The organism is Pseudomonadota bacterium, assembly GCA_039193195.1.
Lineage (GTDB): Bacteria > Pseudomonadota > Gammaproteobacteria > Steroidobacterales > JBCBZW01 > JBCBZW01.
The window spans coordinates 38,667-60,133 of record JBCCWS010000032.1; the positions used below are offsets into that span (position 1 = coordinate 38,667).

The following is a 21,467-nucleotide window of genomic DNA, read 5'->3' on the forward strand; positions in this document are numbered from 1 at the left end:
CGGTCGGGGTCGATCAGGTCCTTTAGGCGTCGGGTGGCGCTGCGGTTCGAGCATTTTCCAGGCGCGAGCCGTGCCTCGGAGCGTGGAGCAAGCGTGTCCCCCTTGCGGTCTCGGAGCGCAGGCCGCGGCGCGGCATGAGGTCTGCCCTGGAGTGAGACCGGCATCCAGGCTAGCCTCCTGACTTTATCCGCAGACGGACTCAGCATGCCCGCTAAGCAAGACACCGCAACGTCCCAAACCCTCGTGATCGACATCGGCGGCACGGGGCTTAAGATGATCGTCCTCGACGAGGCCGGGCACCCGATCAATGAGCGCGCCCGCGAGCTGACACCCAAGCCTGCCACCCCGGAAGGTGTGACGGCGGTCCTCGAGGGCATGATCTCCTCTCAACCGGCGCATGCCAGGGTGTCGGTGGGGTTTCCGGGCGTCGTGCAACGGGGTGTCGTGCGCACAGCGCCCAATCTCGGCACCGAGGCGTGGGCAGGCTTCCCCCTGGCCCACCGCATTGGCGAGCTGACGGGTAAGCCGACCCGCGCCGTCAACGACGCGGACCTGCAGGGTTTCGGCGTCATCACCGGCGAGGGAACGGAGCTCGTCCTCACGCTGGGGACGGGGCTCGGTTCAGCGGTGTTCGCCGACGGGCGTCTCGTCCCCAACCTAGAGCTCGCCCACCAGGCGTGGCGCAAGGGCGACACTTACGAGGAGCGCGTGTCGAATGAGGCGCGCAAGCGCAAGGGCAACAGCGACTGGTCGGAGCGCGTGCATCGAATGCTGGCGGACCTCGCGCCGATCTGGAACTACGATCGACTGCACCTAGGCGGCGGCAACGCAAAGCACCTGGAGGGCGATCTACCCGATTGCGTACGTCTGTTCTCCAACGTGGAGGGCATGACAGGTGGCGCTCGGCTGTGGCACGAGGGACTCGACGCGAAGGGTGCGTCCCAGGGCGATCCCGCCGGTAACCTATGAGCGATCCTATCCACCGGGCTGCGACATCGGCAGAGCACGAGCGCCTAATCGAATCCGAGGCTCGTCGGGCGGACTGGAAAAACTGGGGCCCCTATGTGGCGGACCGTGCCTGGGGTACGGTGCGCGAGGACTATAGCCGCGATGGCGACGCGTGGCGCTACTTCCCGCACGAGCATGCACGTAGCCGCGTGTATCGCTGGAACGAGGATGGTATCGCAGGGCTTTGCAACCGTCACCAGAACCTCTGCTTGGCCTTTGCCTTTTGGAACGGCGTAGATCGAATGCTGAAGGAGCGTTTTTTCGGCGTCACGGGCCACGAGGGCAACCACGCGGAGGACGTCAAGGAGTACTACTTTCATTTGGACGGTGTGCCCAGTCACGCCTATATGAAGATGCTCTACGTCTACCCGCAGGTGCCTTACCCCTACGAGGAGCTCGTCGCTGAGGGCGCCAAGCGCGGCACCGATGAACGGGAACTCGAGCTGGTCGACGTCATCGGCGATGCCCTTGGCGAGGGTCGCTACTTCGACATCGTCATCGAGCAGGCGAAGGTGTCTCAGGATGACCTAATCGTTCGGATCACTGCCTACAACCGAGGCCCCGATCCGGCCCCCCTGCATGTGCTGCCTCAGCTGTGGTTTCCGAACACCTGGTCCTGGGGTCACGACGACAGACGTCCCGCACTTGCGGCGGCCGAAGGGGGTGCGGTCCGGGCGGACGAGCGTCACCTCGGCACGCGATGGCTCTACGCGCGCAGCGACGGTGACGCGGATCCAGCGCTGCTCTTTACGGAGAATGAAACCAACCACGAGCGCGTGCATCAGCACGCGAACACTTACCCCTACGTCAAGGACGCCTTCCATGATGCGGTGGTGGAAGGACGGCAAGATGCTGTGAACCCGGCCCGCGAGGGTACCAAGGCCGCCTACCACTTCTGCTACGAGGTGCCGGCGGGAGGGCACCTCACGGTGGATGTGCGCCTCGCAGATCATCAACAGGTCGATCCCTTCGCCGGATTCGACAACACCCTGTCACGCCGCCTAAGCGAGGCCGATGAGTTTCATGCGGCGTTGTCCGGACCGCACCTGTCGGCTGAGGAGCGGGATGTGCAACGTCGGGTGATGGCGGGTCTGCTCTGGACCAAGCAGTTCTACCACTACAGCGTCGAGCACTGGGTGGCCGGCGATCCGGCATCGCCTCCGCCCCCGCCGGAGCGGTTGCGCGGGCGGAATCACCGTTGGCGTCACCTCTACAATCGCGATGTCATCTCCATGCCGGATGGCTGGGAGTATCCGTGGTACGCCGCTTGGGACCTCGCCTTCCACGTGGTGCCGATCGCGCGCATGGACCCGGAGTGGGCCAAGCGCCAGCTGGTCCTAATGCTGCGCGAGTGGTACATGCACCCCAACGGGCAGATCCCCGCCTACGAGTGGGCGCTTGGCGATGTGAATCCGCCGGTCCACGCGTGGGGCACCTGGCAGGTCTACGAGATAGCCAAGCAGATGACTGGCCGTGCAGATACGCAGTTTCTCGAGCGCGTCTTTCACAAGCTGCTGCTCAACTTCACCTGGTGGGTGAACCGAAAGGATCGCGATGGCAACGATATCTTCGCCGGCGGCTTTCTGGGGCTGGACAACATAGGTGTTTTCGACCGCAGCCGTCCGCTGCCCACGGGCGGACACATCGAGCAGGCAGACTCCACCGGTTGGATGGCCATGTTCAGCCTCAACATGCTGCGCATCGCCCTGGAGCTTGCCCAGACGCGGCCTGCCTACGAAGACGTCGCCACCAAGTTTCTCGAGCACTTTCTGGCCATCGCGAAGGCGATGAGAACCGTTTGTCCGGAGCATCCGAGCCTGTGGGATGAGGAAGACGGCTTTTTCCACGATGTCATCCACCTCGACGATGACACACGGCTGGCGATGAAGATCCGCTCCATGGTCGGCTTGGTGCCCCTGTTCGCCGTGCAGGTGCTGGAGCCTGAGCTGCTGGAGAAGTTGCCGCGCTTTCGGCGGCGCCTCGATTGGCTCGGCCGCTACCGCCCTCACCTCGCCGACAAGGTCCACTCACTCCTGCAGCCTGGGGAGGGAGGTCGGCGGCTGCTGTCGATACTCGATGACGGCATGCTCAGCCGAGTCTTGGAGCGGGTGTTGGATCCTGAGCAGTTCTTGTCCGACCACGGCCTGCGGGCCCTATCGCGCGAGCATGAGGCCCATCCCTTCGTCCTGCATCTCGCCGGTGAGCGGCACGAGGTGCGCTACGAGCCAGGAGACTCGAGCTCGCGGATGTTCGGCGGCAACTCGAACTGGCGTGGACCGGTGTGGTTCCCCCTGAACTTCATGATGGTAGACGCGTTGGCGTCTTACCACCGCTACTACGGCGAAACGCTGACGGCGGAACTTCCCGCGGGTTCGGGGCGTCGCGTGCCCCTGGGGGCGGTGAGTGAGGAGTTGGCGCGGCGCTTGATCGGCTTGTTTCTACCTGACCCAGCGCGTGGCGGTTGGCGTCCCGCCCTGGCGGGCATGGGCCTGCCCGATACGGCCGAATGGAAGTCGCGCCTTCTCTTCCATGAGTACTTCCACGGAGACGATGGGACTGGGCGCGGCGCGAGCCACCAGACCGGTTGGACGGCGCTGGTGGCCGAACTTATCCGCCGCCACGGAGGTGGCGCGCCTGTCAGCCCCGATGCGTCGTAAGCTATTGGGCGCGCGAGCGTCGGCCGAGGAAGCCGAGACCGAACAATCCGGACAGCAGCAGCGGCAGCCCCGCGGGCAGCGGAATCGCGCTCAGATCCGACCGAAAGTAGGAGAAGCTGCCACCGGCGCCTCCGCCCCGACCCCAGTCGGTGAATAGAACTTCTAGGTAGATGTCATCCTCTATTAGGTAGATAACGCCGAGGCGGTCGAGAATGTTGAAGGCTAGCTCGCCGCGACCGCCGAGGGAGCTCTCCCAGTCGGTGAAGCTCAGATCGGCAAAGTCCTCGGCGCTGATGTCCGCCGGGTTGCCGTTGAGGCCGGCGAAGGCCCAGAGCGTGCCGGTGGGGCTGCCGTCGACGAAGGCGCCTTCCACGGCGATGTTGAACAAGCCCTGCACGCTGTCGCGTGTGAGGACGACGTTGTCCGTCAGGAGATCCTGGTTCTCCGCCAACTGCGGATCGGCGAAGGGATCCTTGCTAAAGCTCACGTCGAGCCCCGTGAACACGGTGGCGGCGTGCGCGGCGTTGGCGAGGAGCAGGCCGAGCAGGAGCAATGGGCGCATATCGATTCCCCCCGTGGATCCGCCCCCGGCTGGGCGGAGGCTCGCGATGGGTCTGAGGGTAGCGTGTCGTCTCCCGAGGCGTAAAGTGGCGCGCTGCGTAGGTACTCAGCTAGTTGATGTCGCGGGACGAAGTCGGGCGGCCATGAGGGCTTGCCGAAAGTTGGGTGATCTGCTGCGTCGCGTCGCCCGCTCCGGTTTCCGCAGCAGGGCGACGGCGTTCGAAAAGGTATCGGCTCCTCGTTAGAGATCTGTGAGATTCAATCCCTACACTCGTGCGGGTAGCTCGCGCACGTCGCGCCATTGGGGAGGCACCGGTGCCCAAGTACGCCTATTGCACTGCAGGACTGGTCGTGGGACTGACCGCGTGCGTGCTCGCGGGCGCCCAGACGCCTGTGCTGTTCGAAGAGCTCAAGCTGGTGCCCGCGCAAGGAGCGCCGAGCAATCGCTTCGGTCGCAGCGTCGACGTCTCTGGGCCGATCGGTTTGGTTGGAGAGCCCTTCGCCAATGGCGCCGCGCCAAACTCGGGAGCGGCCTACCTGTTTGACTTGCGAAGCGGCCAGCAACTCTCGCGCCTTACGCAGGTGGCGCAGCCGGGAGACGACTCGCCAGCCGAGGACGGCTTTGGCGAAGACGTGGCCCTCGGCGGCGATGTCGCCCTGATCGGCGGCCCCAACAACGAGACGGAGGGAGTCTTCTCCGGCGCGGCGTATACCTTCAGCGTTGTTGACCGCGAACAGACCGAACGGCTCCTCCCTTTCTCTCCGCCGCCGTTCATGGAAGCAGGCAGCGCCTTTGGCGAGCACGTGTCGGTCAGTGCCGATGGCGCCCGCATGATCATCGGTGCCCGAGGTGATACGGGCGAGGACGATCAAGGCGCGAACGGGGGTGGCGGCGCCGTTTACCTGTACGACAACGTCGCTGGCACCGCGATCAAGGTGTTCGCCAGCGACGCTGCCTTCGCCGACAACTTCGGCACCAATGTGGCGATCTCCGACGAGTTCGCCATCGCCAGCGCTCCCTTCAACGACGACGCCGGCTCGAGCTCGGGGTCCGTTTACCTACTCGATCCCGACACCGGTGCGGAGTTAGCAATTTTGCGAGCGAGCGATGCTGCCCCCCAAGATCTCTTCGGCTACCAGCTGGCGATCTCAGGGTCCATGGCGGCGATCGCCACGCCATTTGCCGATGGGGCAGGCGGTGTCGATACGGGTGCGGTGTACCTATTCGATCTGATCACCCGAGAGGAACTGCTCAAGATCACCCTCGAGGGTGCCGCGCCCCTCGAGCAGTTCGGCTTCGACGTCTCCATGGACGGCGCCTTGATCGCCATCGGTTCGGCCACGGGGCGCGCGTGGGTGTACGACATAGAGGCCGGCGGTTTCATCGCCGAGCTACGGCCGAGCGACCCCGCGCCGGAGCAGTTCTTCGCCACCGCCGTGGGTATCGATGGCATGCGGGTGATTGTGGGCGCCGAGGGTGATGAGGCCAACGGCGAGCGCTCCGGGGCCGCTTACGTGTACGACCTCGCGAGTCTCGTCCCGGAGGGTGCGAGTCGGGTGGCGTCCATCGACCCGGGGTTCTTCCCGCGGGGAAATCGCTTCGGGGCTGAGGTCGCTGTGAGCGTGCAGGACACCGACGGCACGCCAGTGGCCGGCGCCATCGTCACGGCGCGCGCCTTCGGCGGTATCGTGCAGACACTGCGTGGCACGACGGACGCCAACGGCGTCGTCGTGCTCAGCAGCCTGCGCGCATCCGAGGCGCCGTTCACCTACACCGTTTGCGTCTTCAACATCGTAAGCGAGCTGCCTTACGACGCGCGCGCTAATGCGCAGACGTGCGCCTCGGCTAGCGCGCCGTGAGCGCCGGGCGGTCGGTCAGGTAGCAGGTGGCTGCACGGCGTCGGCGCACTAGCTGCGCCTTGCCCACTCGCGGGCCTTCAGCTCCTTGCGCTTGATCTTGCCGCTGATCGTCTTCGGCAGTGCCTCGACGAACTCGATTTTCCGCGGGTACTTGTAGGGCGCCGTCGCGTCCTTTACGTGTTGTTGCAGGGTCTTGACTAACGCCGCACTCGGCACGTGCCCCGTCGCCAAGACCACGAAGGCCTTGACAAGCTCACCGCGCGTGGGATCGGGGCTCGCAACGACCGCAGACTCCGCCACCGCGGGATGCTCGAAGAGCACGCTCTCCACCTCGAAGGGGCCGATGCGGTAGCCCGAAGATAAGATGACGTCATCGGCGCGACCGACAAACCAGAAGTAACCCTCGCTGTCGCGCACGGCGCGATCGCCCGTGAGGTACCAGTCACCGCGACGGGTGCTGGCGGTGCGTGCCTCATCGTCCTGATAGCCGAGGAACATGCCCTGCGGTTTCGCCTCGGGATGGACGTTCACTGCGATGTCACCTTCCGTATCGATCGGCAGGATCGCCCCGGCCTCGTCGATCACCTGTAGGTCGACGCCTGGGGCGGCCACGCCCATGGAGCCCTGGCGGATTGGCACGCCCGGGAAGTTGCCGCACAGCAGAATGGTCTCCGTTTGACCGTAGCCCTCGAAGATTTCCAGTCCCGTTTGCTGTTGCCAAAGGGCGATCACCTCCGCGTTGAGGGGTTCGCCCGCGCTCACGCAGTGACGCAGCGAGTGGGAGCGATCTGGGGCGAGTTGACCGGAGCGCACAAACAGGCGGTAGATCGTTGGAGGGGCGCACAGGGTGGTGACGGGGCAGTCGGCGAGGGTGGCGAGGATCTGCTCGCCGTCGAAGGTCTCGGCGTGGAGCGCGAACACGCCGGCCCCGGTCAACCAGGGGGCAAAGAGGCTGCTCCAAGCAGCCTTCGCCCAGCCCGTGTCCGAGAGGTTCCAGATTAGCGATCCCGGGCCCGCCTGCAGCCAGTGGTGCCCCGTTGCCTGGTGGCCGAGAGGGTAGTCATGGCGGTGAATCGTGAGCTTAGGCTGGCCTGTGGTGCCGGAGGTGAAGTAGCACAGGGCCGGGGAGTCGGCGGGCGTGTCGGTCGCGCTCGGCTGTGGCGGTACCTCGGCGCGCAGGGATTCATAGGACTGCCAGCCTGGGGCAAGGCCTGGCGATAGGCTTACGCGTGCGCCGTTCCAAGCAGTCTGCGCTAGGGCCTCGTCCACCTGCGGCGCTACCGCAGCGTTGGTGATCACCGCGCGTGCCTTCGCCGCTTGCAGGCGGTAGGCGATGTCCTTGGCCTTGAGCTGCGTCGTGCCGGGCGAGACCACCACGCCGAGCTGTAGACAGCCCAACATGAGCTCCCACCAGCGTTGCTCCCGCGAGAGGATCAGTAGCACGGCATCGCCCGGTGCGAGGCCGAGCGTGCCTAGCACGCCGGCGGCGCGGGCCGCATCGTCGCGCAGTTCAGCGAAGGTACGCAGCACCCTATTGCCGTCGGCGTCCATCCAGTGCAGGGCGACGGCGTCGGGCTGGGTCCGAGCCCAGTGCGTGATCGTGTTGCCAACGAAGTTGTAGCGCGCTGGCCGCTCCCAGTGGAACTGCGCGCAGAGCCTGTCGTAGGGGAGAGGTTGCGGCGGTTGCTGGCTCACGGCTCGCTCCTGGGGTTGCTGCAGTCTCGGCCAGTCTACCGCGCCGTGGCATCGCGTCGATGTTCTCGACCCCCGAATCCCCTCGCCCGCGAGATGGCTCGTGCTGGCTTGCCGTCAGTGCCTTTGGCGATAGCGCGGGTGGGTCGACCGAGCCATGCGGGTGGGCTTCACCCGCTGTCGGCCATTGGGTGATGAGGAACGGGAAGGTGCCGTGCGACTTCCAGCGCTTGCGTTTGATCGGGATGCGGCCAGCGCCCGGGCGTTGGCCAGCGATACGCTCGCGCCGTCGCCGAACTTCCACTGCTGCGGATTCGTTTGGCGCTGAGCGGCGGCTGCCCACGGCGCTTCCTGGCGCCTGGCGGCCGGGCGCGAGGGGCGGCCGAGGGCGGAGTGGGCTTGGAGCGCGGGCGCTGCCCTCCCACGCGGCCTGACGGCGTAGCGCGTCGGGTAAGCTGGATAGGGGAAGCGGGACTGCCAGGGGGTGAGCGGGAACAGCGCCGACAGACCGGAGCCCACCGCGTACCAACCGGTATCACCCCAAACGTGCAGTGATGAGAAGCGTGGGCCTTGTGGGTAGGGGTAGTAGTAAACGGTGCACGGGCGCGGGAAGCTGCTCGACGCGACCTGCTCTCGCCAGTCCTCGCCAGGCGCTCGGGTGTCGCAAGCTGGGAGGTCGAGCGCTGCCGACGTGTCGGGTGCGAGCGCTTGTGCGCGAAGGGCCTGGGGCGCCCAGACGGTGCCCAGCACAAGCCCCAGCCACATCGCGTGGGCGATGGTTCGTGCGGGCGGCATTTTCATGAGCGTGCTCCCACCTGCTGCTTACGTCGCGTTTGGCGACTGCACTTTCGCGAACTGTGCGGCGCTTACGGTATGGACCTCGGCCCGCTCCCTCCCGGGTACAGACTACACCTCGTGCAGCGCTTACGACCACGCGTAGTTGTGTCGGGCGCACGCGCGTGGCCGTCGCCGTCCGGACGTAGATCTGCTAGCGTCCGCTTCACCCCCGATCACGGCGTAGCGACATGAATGTGCTCTTCTTCTCCCCCGGTTTTCCCGACGAGATGGGTCGCTTCGCTCGCGGACTTGCCGCCTGTGGCGTCAATGTGATCGGTCTCGGCGAACATCCGCCCTCCAGCATGTCGATCGCGATTCGCGGCGCCCTTGCGGACTACCTGCAGGTCACCTCGCTAGTGGATGAGCACGCGGTGCTACAGGCCGTGCAGCGCTATGCGCAGCGGGTTCGTATCGACCGCATCGAGTGCCTGTGGGAACCCTTCATGACCCTGGCGGCGCAGCTGCGCGAGGCGCTCGGACTGCCGGGCATGGGTATTGCCCAAACCCACCTCTTCCGCGACAAGGAGGCGATGAAGCAAGCCCTCGACGCAGCGGGCCTTCGAACCCCACGCCACCTGCAAGCTGTGGGTGAGCAGGAGATTCGTGCTGCTGCGCAGGCGATCGGGTTGCCGCTCGTGGTCAAGCCGATCGCCGGGGCGGGCTCGGCTAACACGCACCAGGTGCGTGACAGCGCTGCGCTCGATAGGGCGATCGTTGATGTCGGGCGCCGGGCGGTGAGCGTCGAAGAGTTCATCGAAGGCGAGGAGTACACCTTCGACACCGTCTGCAGCGACGGCCAGATTCACTTCGAGAACATCGCCTGGTATCGGCCGAAGCCGATCATCGGTCGCAACGAGGAGTGGATTAGTCCGCAAACGGTCAACCTGCGCGATGTCCGTCGAGCGGAACTTCAGGTGGGCCGCGAGCTCGGGCGCCAGGTGCTAGAGGTGCTCGGGTTTCGAACGGGCTTCACGCACATGGAGTGGTTTCTCACGGCCGATGGCGAGGCGGTGTTCGGCGAGATCGGCGCGCGCCCTCCGGGGGGGCGTTCGGTGGACCTCATGAACTACACCCACGACTTCGACGTCTACGCGGGTTGGGGCCAGGCCATCGCCAAGCAGCCCTTCAGTCAGGAAGCGAAGGCGCGCTACAACGCCGCCGCCACCTTCAAGCGAGCACGCGGGCAGGGCAGGATTAGTGCGATCCATGGTCTGCATGAGCTAAGGCAACGCTTTGGTGACTACCTGGTATTGGAAGATCTGCTGCCGATCGGTGCGCCGCGCCGCAACTGGAGGCAGACGCTGCTCGGTGACGGTTACCTGGTAGTGCGTCACCCGGAGCTGCAGACATGCTTAGCGATGGCAGATGCGGTAGGCGCCGACATGTGGCTGGAGGCGCGTTAGCGGTCTTTGGGGGTTTGCGATGCGTACGAACCAGTTCGGGCAGCCGATAGGCGAGCCGGTGGAGGATTGGCAAGGGGCAGCCCTACCGGACCGCCGCCCGTTACATGGGCGGTACTGCCGCCTACTGCCCTTGTCTGCTGCCGAGCACGGCCCGGATCTGCATGCGGCCTACACGCAGGCAGACGACGGTCGCCTCTGGACGTACATGCCCGTCGGCCCATTCTCGACGGAGCAGGACTATCTGCGGTGGGCGAGGGATGCGGAACACTCGCAAGATCCGCTGTTCTTCACGATCATCGCCGGCTCGTCGTCGCAGCCCTTGGGTCTGGCCTCCTACCTGCGGATGCAACCGCCGATGGGTGTGATCGAGGTTGGGCATATCGCCTACGCACCTCACCTTCAGCGGACGCGGGCGGCGACGGAGGCGATGTACCTGATGATGGCTCGCGCCTTCGATGGGTGGGGCTACCGGCGCTACGAGTGGAAGTGCGACGCGCTCAACGCCCCCTCAAGGGCGGCAGCAACACGGCTCGGGTTTACCTATGAGGGTCAGTTTCGCCAAAACGTAGTCTACAAGGGTCGCAACCGCGACACGGCCTGGTACTCGATCACCGATCGCGAGTGGCCTGCTGTAAAGCAAGGCTTCGAACGTTGGCTCGCGGAGGGAAACTTCGATGCCGACGGCCAGCAGCGCAGCAGCCTCGTGCAGCTACGCGCCGAAGGCGCTGTGCAGTAGGCGCTTATTGCATGGAGCGGCGCTCATGATGGCTCATTCGCGTGTCGCTTCGGACCTAAGAAAGTAGACGCAGAGGCTGAGCGCGATCGCGCTTGCCGAGAAGATGGTCATGATTCTGCCCGGCACCACCTTGCCGAACTCGCCAAGATCGATGAACACGAAATAGCCCACATCCAGCAAACCGCCGACCATAGCGGTGACCCAGATAGCTGTTCGATTGCCGCGCCAGATGAACACCGCACCGACGATCGTGACCAAGCCCCCCCAAAGTAGATTCCAAGCGTGTTGATTGAGCACCCCACCGACGGCGGGGTGGTAGTCGTTCGTCAGCGCTTCGGGCGGTACGGCATCCGCGATAGCCTGGAATCCGCTCAGGGTGTCGCCACTCATGATCAACGCGCCAGCCGCCGCGTGCACGAGGCCCCAAACGATCCATAGCAGGGCGGAAGCTACCAGCATGAGGCTGGCGGTTCTGTCGTTCATCAAGGCATCCCCGATCCCTAAGTGTGCCAAGTGCTGGGCAGGCGCCGCGTCGTCGCGGTTCAGCGTGAGCAAAGCCTCACACGAGCGTTTGAGGGTGTACATGCGCGCAGGCGCACATCCGCCGTGCGGCGGTGGCGACGTGATTGGGGGCCACGCCGGGCGAGCTTGGCGAATCGTCGGGCGTTAGCTCTCACGCAGCACCTTGAGGAAGCTCTGCACCTTCGCGCTGCGGTGAAGATCGACGTGGGTCACCACCCAAGTGCGTGCTTTCCAGTGAGGGTTCGCAGGCTCTAGCTGCACGACCGCGTCGCCGTGGCGCTCGGCGACCTCGAGTGGCAGAAACCCAATGCCAAGGCCGCTAACGATCGCACGAATCAACACTCGGGACTCGTTGGTCTGAAACGTGCACCGGTGGCTCGGTGCCTGGCGACGCAGCCACGCCTGCATGCCTGGGGGCCCGATGGGGTCCAGCAACGCGAAGCGATGATCCGCGTACCGTTCCTCGCGTTCGCCCGCCGGCATGCCGTGCTCGGCAATGTACTCGGGGCTTGCGAACAGACCAAAGTCGATGTCCTTGAAGGGCAGCACCACGTAGTCCGGCGTCTGTGGTTTGCGGCCCATGCGAAAGGCCACGTGGGCTTCCCCGTACTCGAGCTTGAGAGGTTCCGGTCCCTCGATGAACCGTACCCGCACGTGTGGATACTGGGCCTGGAATCGCCTTATCGCCGGGATGACCTGGTAAGCCGCATCGGCCACAGAGGTCAGCAACAGCTCGCCCGACACCGTGGATTCCTGAGCGAGGGCCTTGCCGATGATCGAGCGAAACTGTGCCTCAGACGCTGCGGCAGTTCGGATCAACTCCCGACCCAGGTCGGTCGGGGCATAACCCCGGGCGTGGCGATGGAACAGCTTCGCGCCGAGCGACTGCTCGAGCGCGTCGACGTGTCGAATGACGGTGGCGCGGTGGATGCCTAGGTAGTCGGCCGCGGCGGAGACCGTGCCCAGGCGACCCACCTGGTAGGCGGTCTGGATCTCGGTCCAGTTTTGTAAAGCGGGCGCGGTGCCGTCGGACGCCGCGTCGCTCGGTGGGGTGCTATCAGCCATGGACGTATGTTGCTCCTGGCGCGATCGGTGTCGAGCGCGTGTGGCCGTTCGCCTGGCCCCGCGATCGGTTCTGCTGCGAATCCACCGTCTGCTGTGCAACCGATGGGTGTTGCGCTGTAACCCCTGCGCGCCGAAGCGAGCGTTCCGCGCGACCAACGGACTCCAGCATATTGCGGGCGCTTCGCCCCGTGGCGATACTGGTTATCCATGAACACCTTTTGCGAAGCGTGTGATCGCGGCGTGCCCGCGATGTCCCGGACCAGGGCGCCAGCCTCGCTGCACTGCCTGCGCACCGCCGATACCTAGCATCCCGCCTATGACCTCCTGGACCGTCGGCGCCTTTCAGTTCGATGCCAACACCAACCGCCTGCACGGGCGCGGTGGCGATGTCGCGCTAGAACCGAAGGCCTCCGCCTTGCTCGCCTACTTCTGTGAGCACCCAGGGCGCAACATCGGGCGCGATGAGTTGCTGCAAGCCGTCTGGCACGGCCAATTGGTGTCCGACAACTCGATCAATCGCGTGATCGTCCTGTTGCGCAAGGCCTTGGGTGATGACAAGAAGGTCCGTGAGTACATCGCGACCGTGCCTAAGGTAGGTTATCGGTTTATCGCGAGGGTGTCTGCGATCGAGCACTCACCGTCAGCCTCCGCCCCGGTAAGCCCGCCGCGACGCACGGCACCCGCACTGCTCGCCATTGCGATCGCAGTGGCGACGGTGCTGCTTTGGTCCGGTAGATTTCCATCGCCCCCGGCACCCGCCGTGCGCTCGATCGTGCCCCTCTCGCGCCTCGCGGTCACCCAATCGAACGGGGCGCAAGCGCACGATGGCGGAGCACTGCTCTACACAGCACACGATGGACAGTACGATCGGATCTATCAGGTAAGCAGGCCTGGCGATGTGCCCGAGCCCATCAGCGCTCCTGGGGGCGATGCAGATTTTGCCAGCTGGGCGCACGATGATCGCTTTATCGTCTACCAGTTCTTCGACGGGGAACGCTGCGAGTTTCATCTGCTTGAGCGCGCTCAGTTCGGGACGGGGGAAGTGCAGGTCATCTACGAGTGCATCTCCGGCAGCTACTCAGAGCTGGCGCTATCCCTGGACGATAGGACGCTCTATTTCCTTGAGCGCCCGACGCCTGCCGCGCCCTACGCGGCCTACGCGCTGAAGCTCGAAGGCGGTACCAAGCGACGCCTATCTCAGCCCGTGGCGCGCGGCTACGGCAATCACTACCTCGATGTGCATCCAACCCGTGGCAGCTTGCTCCTGCTGAGCGATCAGCGCCCGGGCAAGACCTCGGTGTTCGAGGTGGACCCAGCAAGTGACAGCTTTAGCCTGCTGACCGTGTTCGAGTATGGCCTGGACAGTGCCATCTGGAGCCACCGCGACGGCTACATCGTCCATCCTTCCCGGCATCCGTCCTACCAGCTCCTCGAAACATCCTTGACCTCCGACCAAAGCCGTGTGGTCGTCTCCGATAGCCGTCGCATTAGCAGTGCGCGGCGCATGCGCTCGTCCGGCCAGGACTACCTATTCACGTCCTACCTGTACAACCGCGACATCGAGCTCGCCCAGGGGTCGAACGCCGGCCTCAACTCCGCCGTGATGGACTACTTGCCCGCCCTGTCCCACGACGCGCGACGCCTGGCCTTTATCTCCAAGCGAGCCGGCTACAGCCAGATCTGGGTTCGGGAGCTGGCCTCGGGGCGTCTACGTGCCATCGAGCCGCCGGACGAGGGGCGGCGCTTTCACGATCTACGATGGTCTGCGGACCATGGCCAACTGCTCGCCAATACCAACACAGGGCTGTTGGTGTATGCGATCGCTGAGGACAGGGCCGACCTGATACACGACGTAGCCTTCGAATTGCCGGTGTACGCGGTGCGCTGGCGCGACGAGCGCACTGTGAGCTTCAGCCACTACGAAAATGGCCGCTGGCGCGCCTACGAGCATAGGCTCGACACGGGGCAGAACACGGCCCTTGATGCGCGCTGGGCATTCTCCCTCGCGCAGGGCCAGCGGGAGCTCCTTCTGGACCAGTCGCTGGTCGCCTTTCGGGACGGCCGACCGGTGCTCGAGCTACGGCGCTGCGCCGATCCCGTTTGGCGCTATCAGCTGCGCTGGTACAGCGACGGTCAGGACCTGTATTGCCACGCTGGCGACTCCCCAGCAGATGTGCTGCGATTCGACGCGCAGCTAAACAGTACCCGACTCCCTGGCGCCGTAAATCGCTTCGAGTTCTTTAGTGTCGCCCGGGGCAAGATCGCCAGCACCTACGTGGCGAGTTCGCACAGCGACATCATGCGCACCGGCGGCTCTGAGTAAGGCGCGGTCACGACGCCCGACTGCCGATGGCTCCCGGGCGCCGCGCTCGCGCCGCCTACTGCTGGTTGGTCACCCGACCCCACACCACGTTCGTGACACGCCAACCGTCAGCGAGCTTCAATAGCACGATGTTCTTGACGTAGGTGTTCTGGGGGGCTTCCGGTTGATAGCGGTGAAGGGACGTCACGACGGCCATGTCGTTGTAGATGTCGATGTCCAGCAGGTTGTGGATCACTGCGTCTGCGCCCTTCCCCGTATCGTTGTCCAGGGGCGGTGTTCCGTAGGAGTGGCGGCCGTTCTCGTCGATACGATGGTAGAGCACCGTGTCGGCGATGCACCGCGACGAGTTCTCGGCCCCGCCGTGCAGATCCCACTGGTAGAAGCACTCCATGGCGGCCTTGATCTGTTCGCGATCCGTGTCGGCGTGAGCCGTCGGTGCTAGTAGGGCAAGGCTGAGGGCAAGGCTGAGGGCAAGGGTGAGCATCATCTTCATGTGTTGGCTCCGCGTTAGCGTCGTGGTTGAGGTGATTGGATCGACTCGCCGCGGGCGAGCATCTCCAACAAGGTGGTCGCCAGGGGACCGGCAGAGGCCGGGTTTTGCCCGGTGAGCAAGTTGCCGTCTCGCACCACCCACGGATCGTAGGGGGCAGCGGCACTGAATTGAGACGAGGCGTCCTTCAGCTTGTCTTCCAGCATGAAGGGGTAGTTCTCTCGGGCCCAATCACCCTCTTCGGCGTTCGACTTCGCCGTGAGGTGTTTGTCCTTGATCATCAGCTCGCCGCTGCTCAGGCGCACCGCCGCGAAGGCGGCCGGGCCATGGCAGTCGGCGGCGACGGGTTTGTCATCCTCGTACATCATTGCCGCGATTCGATTCACCTGCGGATGGTCGAAGAGGTCGAACATGGGGCCCGCGCCGCCAGGCACGTAGAGCGCCAGGTAGTCGTCGGGGTCGATCTCGCCGAGCTTGCGTGGCTTGGCCAGGATGTCCGTGAGGCGCGCAAGGGTTCGCCGCTGCTCGGAGGTCATCATCTGGGCGCCGGCCTGAACGCCCGGCGCGCCACCAGGGGTGGCGAAGGCCACCTCCAGCCCGGCGTCCGTAAGGATCTTGTAGGGCGTGAGGACCTCCGGCAGCCAGTACCCGTGTTAGTGGGCCGACAGAATGAACAGTACCTTGCCCTCGTGCGGGCTTTGGCCTTGGGCGGACAGCGCCAGCACCGCCAGGAGTAGGGCGGCGGGCAGAGTGGACTTGCATCGCATCAGCGTCTCCTCGTGGTGAGTAGGCGCCAGAGTGTGCGAGGGCCGGTCAATCGGCGTCGTTGGGCGTCAGTGATGTTTCGTGATGTTTTGTGATGCCCCTGGTGAATCAGCCGCTTGCGTTCAGCCGCGGCGGTGCCCAGGGCGGCTCGAGGCGCTGGCGTGGCCGGCCTGCGGTCAGTTGACGGGTGCGCCGGCGCAGGGCACCCTCGCGCGCATGGTCGACCTCCTCCAGTTTGCGAGTCTGTTCGAGATCGGATTCGCCCTGCACATCGCCGTCGCCTTGCTCGAGCGTATCTACGCGCGGGAGCTGCCCGTTCGGATCGATCGGATCTCCGCCAGGTTGAACGCCCTGGAGCGCTTCAAGCGGGAGATGCAGGAGGGGGCGGTCCGCCTTGAGCAGAGCGGCCAGGAGAGTGAACTGCGGCTGGCCTACCGTCGCATCAAGAATCCCATCTGGGCGCAGCGCAATGACGCGCTGCTAGACCAGCTGTACGATCTCGGCCACGTCGCTAGCGGTCGACTCACGGGCCTAAAGCAGGCGTTAGGAGTAGTGACCGTGCTCTCTATCGTGGTGGTTGTCTACGCCGTGACGATGCTGTTCCTGATCGGGTTGGATCTGCCGCTGGTCAAGGGCCTAGATCCCTGGGTGGCGAGCCTGCTGGTGCTGGCGCAGCTCCTGCCGCTGCCCCTTGCCGCGGGGGTCTTTTTCCTCGTCGCGCGGCGCATGAGCCTGCGTATCGATCGCAAGCTGCGCGGCCTTGGCGAGCTGCGGGTGCTGCTCGCCAGCCCTACCGCCACCACCACCGGGGTGGCATACGCCTCGATCGAGGAGGTGTTCCAACGCGATCTGGGGCGGCAGGGCCGGCTTTACGCAGACCATTGACCGTTCGCGAGCTCAGCGCTGGATCGCCACCATCGCGGCCTCGATGTTGGTCTGCACGTCCTTTCGCTTCGGGTCGACCGCCGCGGCTTGCTCGAACCAGCTGAGGGCGGCGTCGAAGTCGCCCATCGCGTAGTGGTACACGCCGAGGTTGTTCAAGTCGCTCCAGGTGGCGTACTCGCTTTGGACGGCCACGGCGCAGGCCTCTGCGGCCATCTGCAGGTTTTCCAAACGCAGCTGGGCCGAGCAGAGCGTGCTGTTGGCTAAGTGCTTGTCAGTGGAGCGGCGAAGCAGCCCCATACGCGGCAAAATCAGCCCGACCGCGCGGTCCAGGCGACCCTCTTCGAGGGCCAGTTCGGCTCGTTTCAAGAATCCGGGGGTCCTATCGAAGGTGCCGGGGCCCTGGCGTGCTGCGGCCGCCGGCAGGGCACTGCCCAGGGCGCCGGCGATGCAAAGGACCAGTGCGCCTACGCGTAACGTCGTATTCATGGCCTATCTCCAGGTGATCAAATCGCTCGAAGTACAGGCTATGCCGATCATCAATGCATAGCGATAACGGAGAAACATACTTACTATGCGCTGATGAATAGCAAAGATGTGCTCCAGGACTGGGCAGACATTCGCCTTTTCCTCGCTGTCGTCGATCACGGCAGCCTCTTGGCCGCTTCCGAGCATCTCGCCCTTTCCCAGCCGACGGTGGGCCGCCGCCTGAGCGCGATGGAGCGACGGCTCGGCCTGCCCCTCTTTGTGCGCACGGGTCGGCGTATGCAGCTCACGGATACGGGCGGCGCCATCCTGGAGAACGCGCGGCGCATGGAGCGGGAGATGCTCGCCATCGAACGCGCCGTCGAGGTGCAGTCGAAGGGCTTGGCAGGGGAGGTCGTCATCACTGCCACCGAAGGCACCGGGACCGAGTGGCTGGCGCCGGAACTCTACGAGTTTCATCAGCGCTACCCGGAGATCGTGCTCAACATTCACGTGGACAATCGCGCGATCGACCTGGTGCGCCGAGAGGCGGATATCGCCCTTAGGCTAGGCGAACCGAAGGGGCCGGAGCTCATCGCCAAACGTCTGGTGACCGTCGGCTTCGGCATGTATGCGTCGAAGCGCTACCTCGACAGATCACCGCCCATACAGTCGCTTGACGATCTGCAACAACACGACTTCATCGGCCTGTACGGCGGCGACGGCAAGGCGCAGCTCGCCCTCGGTGACCACACGCCGATAGACTTTCCCCTGCGCATGGTAATTCTCACCAATAGCCCCTCGGCGCAGCTCTCCGCCGCCCACGCGGGCTTTGGCGTGGCGGTGCTCTCGCACCGCTGGGTGAGTATGCGCGGTGAGTTGGTGCCGGTGCTGCCGCAGATCACGGTGCAGGAGACGGACATGTGGCTGGTGACCCACGAGGAGCTGCGCCATAGCGCCCGGATTCGAGCCGTTTCCGACTACCTCACCGAGCGCGTCCTCTCCAGTAAGGAGCAGTTTCACGGGCGTGGTTCCGTCTGAAGCAGCACCTGTCTTTGGAGTGTGCCGGGGTTAGCCCGCAGTCTGTCATCGCATTAAATAGGTGCAATGCAGCTGTGCTAGGTATCGTGGGTCTCGAGCGGCGTGCGACCCCGCCCACGGGTGTACGGGGCCTGTCCTGAGTTGGAAGTTCGTTGATGAATTCGCACGCGAGTTTTTGTCCCTGAGCGCGGTGCGACGACGAGCGTGGCAGGTCCCACGGGAGGAGGAGCAACGTGTTCAGGGGCGAAAAGGTGCCGCGAAGTCATCAACGAACTTCTAACTCAGGACACTAAGGTAAGCTCAAAGCACCAGGCACCCGGTGGCATAGCCGTTTCTGCGCCCATTGGCCCATTGCCTGGGCCGCCCGTTGGAGTACAACGTGGGTGGGTACCGAACTGAGCAAAGGAGCGACCATGACCAGTGCCGTCACCGCCGTCCCCGCCACCGATAGCCAGCGTGCCGCCGAGCACTTCGCCACCTCCCTCGCCTTCGAGGCCGACTGCTGGGACACGCACGAGGCGATGGCGAGCGGCCAACAGGACTTCGTCCTGCTCGATGTGCGCTCGCCGAGCATGTACCGGCGCAGCCATATTCCCGGTGCCATCAACTTGCCTCACGGCAAGATCATCGAAAGCAAGCTGCGCGACTGGCCCGAGAACACGCTCTTCGTGGTGTACTGTGCAGGCCCCCATTGCAATGGCGCGGACAAGGCAGCGCTAAAGCTAGCCACGCTGGGGCGCGCCACCAAGAAGCTCATCGGCGGGATGACGGGCTGGGCCGATGAGGGGTTTGCCTACTTCGCTGGGGCAGCACCCGGGAGCGTTGCGGAGGTAGAGTAGGCCTACCGCCGCCCTGGGGCCCGGACTTAAGGACAGCTCCGCACATGATTCGATCGATCCACTCAACCCTCGCGGTCATATGCCTGGGCATCCTCGCCCTACCGTGCCAGGGCGCCACACCGTTACGGCACACGGTCACCGTCGACGGTCATCCCATCGCCGTCTGGGAGAAGCCCGCCGCGACGGCGCCATCGCCATCGGTGTTGCTCGTGCACGGGCGCACCTGGAGCGCCCTGCCCGACTTCGATCTGCAGCTGGAAGGCGAGAACCTCTCCCTAATGGATGCCTTGAGCGAGGCAGGGCTCACCGTCTATGCCATCGACCTGCGGGGATACGGGGAATCGCCTCGCGATGACACGGGCTGGCTGACGCCGCAGCGCGCCGCCGATGACGTGGTAGCCGTCTTGCGGTGGATTCACCAGCAAGGCGAGAGTCACTTGCGGCCACACCTGTTCGGCTGGTCCATGGGATCGACGATCTCCCAGTTGGCAGCCCAGGCGCACCCAAACGCCATGGCATCCCTGACCCTCTACGGCTACTGGCACGATCCGGACGATCGCTTCCCCGAAGGATCTTCGGACCAGGCCCCGGCACGCTCGAAAAACACGGCACGAGCAGCGGCAAGCGACTTCGTTACCCCGGGGTCCATCTCGCAGCGAGCCATCGATGCCTTCGTAGCAGCGGCGCTCGCGGCAGACCCGGTGAAGACGGACATCCGCCGCCTCACGGACTACAACCGTCTCGACCCGGGCGAGGTGACCGTGCCGACGTTGGTGATCGCAGGCGAGTTCGACCCGCTAGCGCCGCAGGAGCAACTCGCCAAGCTCTACACGCGCCTCGGCACCGGTCACAAGCAATGGGTGAGCGTGCCTGGCGGGGATCACGCGGCTCATCTCGAGGCGCCGCGGGCGTACTTTGTGCGCGAACTCCTGGCTTTCATCAGCGGCATCTCCAATTAACGCCCCGCCGAGCGCCGCGCTAAGGCGCCGGCGTCGACTGCCGCCAGCACATCGTCAATCTTGGGCCGCTTGCGGTAGCCCTGCTCTGCGAACTTCATCCGCAGTTCGCCGTCGGGACCGAACACCATGATGCCTGGGTGGGGGATCCCATAGCCTGAAGAGCCGGGCTTCTGGCGCTCGTTTCGAATACCAAAGGCATCGATGATCTTGGATTCGGGATCGGAAAGCAGCGTGAAGGCGATATCGAAGCGTTGCTCGAACTGCCCGAGAATCTCCGTGCTGTCGTAGCTAACGGAAACGAGGGTGAGGCCGCGCGCCTCGAAGTCCGCATGGCGCTTGGAGAGCTCGATCAGCTGGCGCTTGCAGAAGGGACACCAGTCCGCGCTACGCACGAAGGCCACGACCAAACCCTCTCCCTGCTCGGCCAAGGCCGAGAGCTCTACCCTGTTGCCATCAGGCGCAACGGCGGTCAGCCCTCCCAAGAGTCTACTGCCCTCAGCTGGACCCCAGTCGTAGGCGAGTACGGCGGCCGAGAGGCCAGCGAGCGCCAAGACGATGGTCGAACGGATAAGGGGATTAGCGAGGAAACGGTCGCGGCGCATGGTGTACTCCACAGGCTGGCATCGGTGCATGGTAGCCCGGGGAGCGTACGGCAAGTGACGCTCGACTATCTAACGTTCCGCTAACATCGTGGGTCGCTCCCTCACGGCAACGGCTGGATAAGCTCGCGTAAGGTCACCCAGCCGTGCGGCGCCGCTTGGGACCGCACCATGACGATCATCGCGCGGCCGCGAGCCACCCCGCCTGGATCCCCGTTTTTGGGTGTCCAGCCGATCGAGAAACGCGTAATCGCGATCGCCGTATCACCGCAAATGGCCAATGACTCGCGCACATTGTCCGGGCCATCGCCAAAGGCCAGATCCACAGTCTCAAAGGTGGCTGCAAGATCCGCCTTGAGTGCGTCCTTGCCCTCGAAGTAGCGTCCGGGACCGAGGGATTTGATCACCTCATCATGATGGAACAGGGCGATGCGTTCGATATCCCCCGCCTTGAAGGCCTCGCGAACTTCCCGGTTGGTGGCGTCGATCCTCGCCAGATCAGGCGTTTGCTCGGCGGGAACGCACGACGCAATGGCCCCGGTAGCAAGTAGCGAGAGGGCGGTCACTAGCGGCATGTGTCGGCGACTTCCTGTTGTGGGAGCGAGGGAGTTGGCTTAAGCCTGCGCCGCCGTGATCTGGGAGATCTCACGTCGGCCCTAAGCTAGTGTCCTGAGTTGGAAGTTCGTTGATGAATTCGCACGCGAGTTTTTGTCCCTGGGCGCGGCGCGACGACGAGCGTGGCAGGTCCCACGGGAGGAGGAGC

General features: G+C 64.9%; 20 protein-coding genes. 10 read left to right on the plus strand and 10 right to left on the minus strand.

Translation table 11 applies throughout. From position 1 onward, the window contains the following. Positions 1-204 precede the first annotated feature (204 nt). Together AAGA68_19915 and AAGA68_19920 are read left to right on the plus strand one after the other, a co-directional pair. On the plus strand, positions 205-969 hold the full coding sequence (locus tag AAGA68_19915) for an ROK family protein (protein ID MEM9387336.1): 765 nt from the start codon (positions 205-207) through the stop codon (positions 967-969). After that, positions 966-3,665: a glucosidase gene (locus AAGA68_19920; protein MEM9387337.1), complete on the plus strand. Its 2,700-nt coding sequence runs from the start codon at positions 966-968 to the stop codon at positions 3,663-3,665. The genes AAGA68_19915 and AAGA68_19920 overlap by 4 nt, the downstream gene beginning before the upstream one ends. 1 nt (position 3,666) lies before the next feature. On the opposite strand, the gene AAGA68_19925 is transcribed toward AAGA68_19920, so the two are convergent. Continuing rightward, positions 3,667-4,227, minus strand: a complete 561-nt coding sequence (locus AAGA68_19925) for a hypothetical protein (protein ID MEM9387338.1) — start codon at positions 4,225-4,227, stop codon at positions 3,667-3,669. Positions 4,228-4,541: 314 nt separating this feature from the next. Between AAGA68_19925 and AAGA68_19930 the strand changes: the two genes are divergently transcribed. Next, complete coding sequence (locus AAGA68_19930; GenBank protein ID MEM9387339.1) at positions 4,542-6,086, plus strand: hypothetical protein; 1,545 nt, start codon at positions 4,542-4,544, stop codon at positions 6,084-6,086. Positions 6,087-6,134: 48 nt separating this feature from the next. Here the strand turns inward: AAGA68_19930 and AAGA68_19935 are convergent, their stop codons facing one another. After that, positions 6,135-7,781 carry an AMP-binding protein gene (locus tag AAGA68_19935; GenBank protein MEM9387340.1) on the minus strand — a complete coding sequence of 549 codons (1,647 nt, stop codon included), beginning with the start codon at positions 7,779-7,781 and terminating at the stop codon, positions 6,135-6,137. A 114-nt stretch (positions 7,782-7,895) separates the two neighbouring features. After that, on the minus strand, positions 7,896-8,579 hold the full coding sequence (locus AAGA68_19940) for a hypothetical protein (protein ID MEM9387341.1): 684 nt from the start codon (positions 8,577-8,579) through the stop codon (positions 7,896-7,898). Positions 8,580-8,803: 224 nt separating this feature from the next. Between AAGA68_19940 and AAGA68_19945 the strand changes: the two genes are divergently transcribed. Together AAGA68_19945 and AAGA68_19950 are read left to right on the plus strand one after the other, a co-directional pair. Beyond that, positions 8,804-10,018: an ATP-grasp domain-containing protein gene (locus AAGA68_19945; GenBank protein MEM9387342.1), complete on the plus strand. Its 1,215-nt coding sequence runs from the start codon at positions 8,804-8,806 to the stop codon at positions 10,016-10,018. Between the two features lie 19 nt (positions 10,019-10,037). Then, positions 10,038-10,754 carry a GNAT family protein gene (locus AAGA68_19950; GenBank protein ID MEM9387343.1) on the plus strand — a complete coding sequence of 239 codons (717 nt, stop codon included), beginning with the start codon at positions 10,038-10,040 and terminating at the stop codon, positions 10,752-10,754. Positions 10,755-10,787: 33 nt separating this feature from the next. Here the strand turns inward: AAGA68_19950 and AAGA68_19955 are convergent, their stop codons facing one another. After that, a complete protein-coding gene (locus tag AAGA68_19955) occupies positions 10,788-11,237 on the minus strand; it encodes a hypothetical protein (protein MEM9387344.1) in 450 nt (149 codons plus the stop codon). A gap of 183 nt (positions 11,238-11,420) precedes the next feature. Beyond that, complete coding sequence (locus AAGA68_19960; GenBank protein ID MEM9387345.1) at positions 11,421-12,341, minus strand: LysR family transcriptional regulator; 921 nt, start codon at positions 12,339-12,341, stop codon at positions 11,421-11,423. 316 nt (positions 12,342-12,657) lie between these two features. Here AAGA68_19960 and AAGA68_19965 point away from each other — a divergent pair, with 316 nt between their 5' ends. Further along, positions 12,658-14,664, plus strand: coding sequence for a winged helix-turn-helix domain-containing protein (locus tag AAGA68_19965; protein MEM9387346.1), 2,007 nt, complete (start codon positions 12,658-12,660; stop codon positions 14,662-14,664). A 55-nt stretch (positions 14,665-14,719) separates the two neighbouring features. Here AAGA68_19965 and AAGA68_19970 read toward each other — a convergent pair whose 3' ends face one another. Then, a complete protein-coding gene (locus AAGA68_19970; protein ID MEM9387347.1) occupies positions 14,720-15,157 on the minus strand; it encodes a hypothetical protein in 438 nt (145 codons plus the stop codon). 14 nt (positions 15,158-15,171) lie between these two features. After that, the gene (locus AAGA68_19975) at positions 15,172-15,795 is read right to left on the minus strand and encodes a type 1 glutamine amidotransferase domain-containing protein (protein MEM9387348.1); all 624 of its coding nucleotides are present in this window, start codon (positions 15,793-15,795) and stop codon (positions 15,172-15,174) included. Between the two features lie 340 nt (positions 15,796-16,135). On the opposite strand from AAGA68_19975, the gene AAGA68_19980 reads away from it, so the two are divergent. Beyond that, on the plus strand, positions 16,136-16,804 hold the full coding sequence (locus AAGA68_19980) for a hypothetical protein (protein ID MEM9387349.1): 669 nt from the start codon (positions 16,136-16,138) through the stop codon (positions 16,802-16,804). A gap of 12 nt (positions 16,805-16,816) precedes the next feature. Here AAGA68_19980 and AAGA68_19985 read toward each other — a convergent pair whose 3' ends face one another. Continuing rightward, positions 16,817-17,290, minus strand: coding sequence for a tetratricopeptide repeat protein (locus tag AAGA68_19985; GenBank protein ID MEM9387350.1), 474 nt, complete (start codon positions 17,288-17,290; stop codon positions 16,817-16,819). 93 nt (positions 17,291-17,383) lie between these two features. On the opposite strand from AAGA68_19985, the gene AAGA68_19990 reads away from it, so the two are divergent. The 3 genes from AAGA68_19990 to AAGA68_20000 all read left to right on the plus strand — a co-directional run bounded on the left by AAGA68_19990 (position 17,384) and on the right by AAGA68_20000 (position 20,105). Next, the gene (locus AAGA68_19990) at positions 17,384-18,307 is read left to right on the plus strand and encodes a LysR family transcriptional regulator (protein ID MEM9387351.1); all 924 of its coding nucleotides are present in this window, start codon (positions 17,384-17,386) and stop codon (positions 18,305-18,307) included. Positions 18,308-18,720: 413 nt separating this feature from the next. Then, positions 18,721-19,146 carry a rhodanese-like domain-containing protein gene (locus tag AAGA68_19995; protein ID MEM9387352.1) on the plus strand — a complete coding sequence of 142 codons (426 nt, stop codon included), beginning with the start codon at positions 18,721-18,723 and terminating at the stop codon, positions 19,144-19,146. Between the two features lie 44 nt (positions 19,147-19,190). Beyond that, on the plus strand, positions 19,191-20,105 hold the full coding sequence (locus AAGA68_20000; GenBank protein ID MEM9387353.1) for an alpha/beta hydrolase: 915 nt from the start codon (positions 19,191-19,193) through the stop codon (positions 20,103-20,105). On the opposite strand, the gene AAGA68_20005 is transcribed toward AAGA68_20000, so the two are convergent. Beyond that, positions 20,102-20,707 carry a peroxiredoxin family protein gene (locus tag AAGA68_20005; GenBank protein MEM9387354.1) on the minus strand — a complete coding sequence of 202 codons (606 nt, stop codon included), beginning with the start codon at positions 20,705-20,707 and terminating at the stop codon, positions 20,102-20,104. The genes AAGA68_20000 and AAGA68_20005 overlap by 4 nt on opposite strands. 101 nt (positions 20,708-20,808) lie before the next feature. Further along, positions 20,809-21,279: a DUF4440 domain-containing protein gene (locus AAGA68_20010; GenBank protein MEM9387355.1), complete on the minus strand. Its 471-nt coding sequence runs from the start codon at positions 21,277-21,279 to the stop codon at positions 20,809-20,811. Between the last annotated feature and the right edge of the window lie 188 nt (positions 21,280-21,467).